Raw genomic sequence first — 5,488 nt, 5'->3', positions numbered from 1 at the left:
TCGCCCTGTTCATCGGCATGAACATCGCCCGCCCGATCGTGCGTCTGACCGACGTGATGGAGCGACTGGCCCGTGGCAATCTGGAGACGGACATCCCTGCCGCAGACCGTGGCGACGAAATCGGACAGATGGCCCGCACGGTGCAGGTCTTCCGGGAGAATGCAATCCGCGTGAAGGAACTGTCGCACGATCAGGAAGCGATGCGCCTGCGCAACGAGCAGGAGCGGCGGCAGGCGATGGCGGCGCTCGCCAACGACCTGGAGGCTTCGGTGAAGGCCATGATCGGCGAGGTGGTGCGGTCGGCTGCGTCGATGCGAGACGAGGCCAATTCGATGCTCGACAATGCCAGGCAGACCAGCCATCACAGCGACAGCGTCGCCCATTCGGTTCAGGAGGCGACCAGCGAGGTCGAAAGCGTGGCGGCCGGGGCGGAACAGCTTCGCGCCTCCATCGACGAGATCACCCGATCCATCAACCAGTCGGCGCAGCTCGCCCGCGGCGCGGTGGATGAGGCCGGCCGGACCGATGGCATTGTCCAGGGGCTGAGCGAGGCGAGTCGCAAGATCGAGGAGGTCGTCGGCCTCATCCAGTCGATCGCCGGCCAGACCAACCTGCTGGCGCTGAATGCCACCATCGAGGCGGCACGCGCCGGTGAGGCGGGCAAGGGTTTCGCCGTCGTGGCACAGGAGGTGAAGAGCCTCGCCAACCAGACCGCCAAGGCAACCGAAGAGATCGGGGCCGAAATCACCGCTGTCCAGGCTGCCACCCATGCGGCGGTCGGCGCCATCCGCGCCATCGTCGGCACCATCCGTCAGGTCGACGAGTCGCTCGGCACCGTCGCCGCCGCGGTGGAGGAGCAGGATGCCGCTACCCGCGACATCAGTGCCCGGTCCCAGCGGGCCGCCGCCGACACCATGGCGGTGTTGCAGGAGATGCGTCTGGTCCAGCAAGCTGCGGAGACCACCGGCCACTCCGCCGGATCGGTGCAGAACACGACCGAGGAGTTGTCGCACAGCTTCAACCGCCTCGACCACGAGATCGAAGCCTTCATCACCCGCATCACGGCGGCATGACAGCAGGGTGAAACGAAAACGCCCTCTCCTGCGATATGCAGGGGAGGGCATTTTCGTATCGGGTGTTCGGCTTCCGGCGGCAATTGCCGGCTGACGCCTTATCCCACCAGCACGCCTTTGCGGGCATCCGCCCAGTCGCGGGCTGTGGTCGGGCGGCCCTCGGCGTCGATCAGGCCGCGGGCGAACAGTTCCTCGGCATGGCGGATGAAGAAGGCGGCGGTACTCGGCCGCTCCCAGTGCTCCATCCAGTTCTGCTCAAGAAACGCCAGGATTCCCGGCTGGTCCAGCTCGACTTCCCACAGCACACCGAGCAGCGAGGTCTGCTGCTCCTCATGCATGCAGTCCTCGAAGCACAGCCGCTTGTCGGCGCGCGCTTCCTTGCGGGCTGTGGTCTCCGGCCCAGGGCCAAGGCCATAGTCGATCAGGGGCCGGCGCTCCGGCGCCGCGCACAGCCAGTGGGCAACCTCATGGACGATCACCGTCGCCTCGACGTCGGTGCGGATCACCTTGCCGTCCCACATGAAGGAGCGGCTGGGCGGCTCGTCCAGCGTGTCGATGCCATGGGCATGGGCCAGCCGCACCGCTTCCGCCCGATGGGCCGGCGTGTCGACCCCGCCGCCGGGCTCGTCGTCCGGCCGCACGGGCCAGGTCGCGGCGATCCGGCGGAAGGCGGCGCGCGCTTGGGCATGGCCGTCCAGATGGGCGTCGAAGGCGGCGATGGCCTTCGGCATGTCGTCGATGGCGATGGGGGTCAGGATCATGGCGCCTATGTGCCCAAGGGGCGCCCCCCGGCGCAAGGGGAATGTAATCGTACGAACGAGCGGGGCAGACCGGCAAGAAAACAGCGCCGGCAAGACCCTGTCCAATCGGGCCGTGCCGGCGCCATAACTGTCATGGTGGCGCTTGATATGTGTGTTGTTTCTTACGCGGCGCGCATGTCGGCGAGGAAGCGCGACACGAAGCCGCGCAGGTCGGTGGCCTCGTGGTTCAGCCCATCGGCGGCGGTCAGCACCTCGCGCGAGGCGTCGCCGGTGGAGGAAGCAGCCTCCGACACGCCGGCGATGTTGCCGGAAACCTGCTGCGTGCCGCGCGCGGCCTGTTGGACGTTGCGGCTGATCTCCCTGGTGGCGGCACCCTGTTCCTCCACCGCGGCAGCGATGGTGGTGGAGATGTGGCTGATCTCCGCGATCACCCGGCCGATCTCGGCGATGGCGCCGGCGGCCTGCCGGCTGATGTCCTGGATGCCGGCGATCTGGCTGCCGATCTCTTCGGTCGCCTTGGCAGTCTGGTTGGCGAGATTCTTCACCTCCGACGCCACGACGGCGAAGCCCTTGCCAGCCTCGCCGGCGCGCGCCGCCTCGATGGTGGCATTGAGGGCCAACAGGTTGGTCTGGCTGGCGATGTCGGTGATCAGTTGCACCACCTCGCCGATGCGCTGGGGGGCGTCGACCAGCCCACGGACGGTTCCGTCGGTCTTCTCGGCGGTGGCGACCGCCTGTCCGGCAATGCGGGTGCTTTCCGCCACATGCCGGCCGATCTCGGAGATGGACGCGGTCAGTTCCTCGGTTGCGGCTGCCACCGTCTCCACATTGCCGGTCGCCTCCTGGGGAGGCGCTGGCGACGGCATCGGCCTGCCGGGTGGTCTGCTCCGCCGTGGCCGACATCGTCTGTGCCGTGGCCTGAAGCTGTGTCGCCGCTGCCGACACCCGGCCCAAGGCGTCCAGCACCAGCCGGTCGAACTCCTGGGTCAGCCGGTCGACCTGCTCGCCGCGGTTGCGCCGAGCCTCATGGTCGGCACGCTGCAGTTCGGCCAGCCGGTCACTTTCGATCAGGCTGTCCTTGAAGACCAGCAACGCCTTGGCCATTCCGCCGATCTCGTCGGCACGATCCAGGCCGGGGATGTCGACGCTGCGGTCGCCACCGGCCAGCCGGCTCATGCGGTCGGTCATCGCCACCACCGGCCGCGACAGCCCGCGGCCGATCAGCAGCGCCGTCGCCAACCCCAGCACCACGGCGACCAGCGAGGCGATCATCATGCCGCCGCGCGCCGTGCCGATGAAGTCGCCGGTCTCCGTGCCCAGGCTCTTCTGAGCGCCGACGCTGGCCACCGTCAGCTGTTCCGCCTCCTTGGCGATGGAATCGCCGACGGGGATCAGCACCTCGTTGACCAGCCGGTCGCGTTCGGTGGTCGCCTTGACGACGGCGTTGAAGCCGGTGATGTAGACGCGCAGCAGGGCCGTATAGGACATCGCCATCTTGCGGCGGTCCATGTCGGTCAGCTTCGCCATCATCGCACCGCCGCGGCTGGCTGCGTCGGTGAACTGCGACCGGGTCTGGCTGGCCAGCGCCGGGGAGCCATCGATGTTGTAGCGGGTTGCCGAGATGCGGGCCGACAGCATGTGGCGCAGTGCCATGCCTGCCAGATAGGCAGCATAGGTGTAGCTTCCGGCGCTGGCGCTGTCCAAGATGGTGTCGAGCGCGCTTTCCAGCCGCGGGCTGATCTCATTCAATTCGGCGACTGCCTTGATGCGCTGGGCCTGGAAATCCATCAGCGTGGCGAAGGCCGTCTGATATTGGCCGATCTCGTGCGCCATATGGTCGGCCGTCTGCGTCAGGGCGGGGTCGGTGAACAGCGAGCGGGCCTTGTCGATGGTCTGCGCCGCGTAGTCCGCGGTGCGGCGGACGGTGGCGCCGACCTCCGTGTCGCCGGTCAGCAGGAAACGGGTGGCTTGCTGGCGCATCTCCAGCATGAGGGCCTGGAGTCGTCCCAGCTCGTTGGTCTGCTGGCCGAGCCGCTGGTAGGTGTCCACGGCGTTGCCGGCCTCCGACAGGGCCGCGACGCCGATGCCGCCGATCAGCACCAGGAACACCAGGATGCCGGCACTGGCCGCCGTGATCTTGGTTCCTACGGAAAAGCGATTGAAAAGGCTCATGACCGGGGCCTCCATCGGCACGAAATGCAGCTCGGAACCTGAACAGGCCGGCGGGTGCGGCCTGGTGGGAGCGACATTTCAGGAAGCATGCCACATGCTCGGGTATGGAGGGCCGTGACCCGGCTGTGCGGGGCGATAACCGGAGAGACCCATGGACGGCCTGGAGGAAACGCTCGTTTCACAAGGGTGGAATAAACGGCACTGCCGGATGTTTGCCTGTTTCGTTGGACTGCGGGTGGCCGACGTCCGGATGCTTGGATGGGCGAACCGGCCATTTTTTGTGCCGCGGCGGTCACAGGAGAGGCATTTTGAACATCCCCCCGTATCGTGATATATGCCAAAGGGCGCAGCGGCCGACCGGGGTCGTCGCCGATCCCTTCATCTCCCGGTCCCTGACGCATTGATCCGACGGCTGGCCATGTCCATTCCCGACGCGCCCCTTTCCGTGGCTTCCCTGGACGCCCACACCGCTTCCGTCCGTTCCGCCGCACACCGTCCCCCTGCGAACAGGTCCGGGCGTCCGCGGCGCGGCTGCCTGTCGGTCGTCATCCCCTTCTACAACGAGGGACCCAACATCGACGCGCTGTTCGCCCGGCTGGTGCCGGTGCTGGACGGGCTGGACATGGATTGGGAGGTGGTCTGCGTCAACGACGGCAGCCGGGACGACACCATCGACCGGCTGCTGGACGTTCACGACCGCGAACCGCGGGTGAAGGTCGTCGACCTGTCCCGCAATTTCGGCAAGGAGCTGGCTTTGTCCGCTGGGCTCAGCCACACCACCGGCGACGCCATCGTGCCGATGGACGCCGACCTGCAGCATCCTCCGGAGCTTTTGCCGTCCTTCATCGCCAAATGGCGCGAGGGGTTCGACGTGGTCGTCGCCGTGCGCCATGCCCGCGTCGGGCAGAGCCTGAAGCACCGGCTGTTCGCCCGCCTGTTCTACTGGGTCTTCGACCATCTGTCGGAGATCAAGCTGCCGCGCGAAGTCGGCGATTTCCGCCTGATGGACCGCCGCGTCGTCGAGGTCATCAACCGGATGCCGGAGCGCACGCGCTTCATGAAGGGCATCTTCGCCTGGGTCGGCTTCCGGCAGGCCGCGATCCCCTATGAGCAGGGGGAACGCGCCGGCGGCGACACCAAATGGGGCTTCGTCAAACTGCTGCGCCTGTCCTTCGACGGTCTGACCGCCTTTTCCACCTTTCCCCTGCGGGTGTGGAGTCTTGTCGGCATGGCGGTGTCGGGCGTCGCCTTCATCTATATCCTGATCCGGCTGATCCGCACGCTGATCCACGGCATCGACGTGCCGGGCTATGAATCGCTGCTGGTCGCCGTGCTGTTCCTGGGGCGGCATTCACCTGATCACGCTGGGCATCATCGGCGATTATCTCGGGCGCGTCTTCGCCGAGGTGAAGGGACGGCCGCTGTTCATCGTCCGCTCCGCTCACGGCTTCGGTGCGGTGGACGGCGGGGGGGGCATGAGTT

General features: G+C 67.2%; 4 protein-coding genes and 1 pseudogene. 2 read left to right on the top strand and 3 right to left on the bottom strand.

The window, feature by feature from the left end; genetic code table 11:
* Positions 1 to 1,073 (top strand): methyl-accepting chemotaxis protein (locus I71_RS23675; RefSeq protein WP_042699244.1); only part of this gene is annotated, 1,073 nt, incomplete at its 5' end.
* Positions 1,074 to 1,171: 98 nt separating this feature from the next.
* Here the strand turns inward: I71_RS23675 and I71_RS23670 are convergent.
* The 3 genes and pseudogenes from I71_RS23670 to I71_RS40085 all read right to left on the bottom strand — a co-directional run.
* Positions 1,172 to 1,834, bottom strand: a complete 663-nt coding sequence (locus I71_RS23670) for a hypothetical protein (protein ID WP_042699241.1) — start codon at positions 1,832 to 1,834, stop codon at positions 1,172 to 1,174.
* Positions 1,835 to 1,995: 161 nt separating this feature from the next.
* A complete protein-coding gene (locus I71_RS40090; protein ID WP_280109911.1) occupies positions 1,996 to 2,652 on the bottom strand; it encodes a methyl-accepting chemotaxis protein in 657 nt (218 codons plus the stop codon).
* 310 nt (positions 2,653 to 2,962) lie between these two features.
* Positions 2,963 to 4,006 (bottom strand): annotated as a pseudogene (locus tag I71_RS40085) (Tar ligand binding domain-containing protein); the annotation flags it as partial.
* Positions 4,007 to 4,424: 418 nt separating this feature from the next.
* On the opposite strand from I71_RS40085, the gene I71_RS23660 reads away from it, so the two are divergent.
* The coding region (locus tag I71_RS23660) for a glycosyltransferase family 2 protein (RefSeq protein WP_307189025.1) at positions 4,425 to 5,488 on the top strand (1,064 nt) is incomplete at its 3' end.

The organism is Azospirillum sp. B506, assembly GCF_000333595.1.
In the GTDB taxonomy this organism is placed as follows: Bacteria; Pseudomonadota; Alphaproteobacteria; order Azospirillales; family Azospirillaceae; genus Azospirillum.
Note: the sequence above shows the minus strand (reverse complement) of the source record. Positions and strands in the feature narration are given on the sequence as shown.

Coding starts and splice junctions, on each gene's coding strand:
- I71_RS23670 (WP_042699241.1), bottom strand. CDS start 1,834: ATGATCCTGACCCCCATCGCCATCGACGACATGCCGAAGGCCATCGCC.